1 protein-coding gene is annotated in these 804 nt (G+C 47.9%); it reads right to left on the bottom strand.

Features of this window, described 5'->3' with window-relative positions; translation table 11 throughout:
- Positions 1–804 (bottom strand): iron ABC transporter permease (locus R8O10_RS24630; RefSeq protein ID WP_318191876.1); only part of this gene is annotated, 804 nt, incomplete at both ends.

Raw genomic sequence — 804 nt, forward strand, 5'->3', positions numbered from 1 at the left:
TAATGGCAAAATGAACGCCACAGCAACCAGTCCCCAACACCACACCAGTGCCGCCCATTTTTTCCAGCCACTTAACTCGTAACGAAAATCTTCATGGCTGTTGAATTGGCTTTGGAATAATTTCTGCTTTCTGCGGCTATAGCGTTCTGTACTGAGTAACAGCACAACAATCAACAGCATAATTGCGGAAATTTTAGCGGCCGCGTTAAGGTTAGAATAACCAAGCCACGTGTCGTAAACCGCTGTCGTTAATGTGTTAACGGCGAAATAGCTGACGGTGCCGAAGTCCCCAATGGTTTCCATCGCCACCAGCGACAAAGCCACGGCAATAGAAGGTCGCACCAAAGGCATCGAAATACGCCAAAAGCTCTCCCAAGGTGAGCATTTCAGCAAGCGGGCACTTTGCAGCAGTGAAACATTTTGTTCCATAAACGCCGCGCGGCACAGTAGATACACGTATGGGTATAACACCAGAGACAGGACAAAGGTCGCCCCCGGTAAGGTTCGAATATCAGGGAACCAATACTCGCCAGGTCCCCACCCAGTGACATCACGCAGGAATATTTGAATTGGGCCAGCAAAGTCGAACCAATCCGTAAATATGTAACCAATAATGTAACCCGGCATTGCCAATGGCAATACAAGCGCCCACTGTAACCACTTTTCCGTTGGCAACTTACACATTGCCATCAACCAAGCGCTTGGAATACCGAAAATAAGAGAGAGGCCCATAACCCCAATCGTTAAGACGACGGTGTTATAGATATAGGTTGGCATCACCGTCGACATCAAATGTGTAAACAG

The organism is Vibrio sp. 1727, assembly GCF_033344415.1.
Classification (GTDB): Bacteria; Pseudomonadota; Gammaproteobacteria; order Enterobacterales; family Vibrionaceae; genus Vibrio; species Vibrio alginolyticus.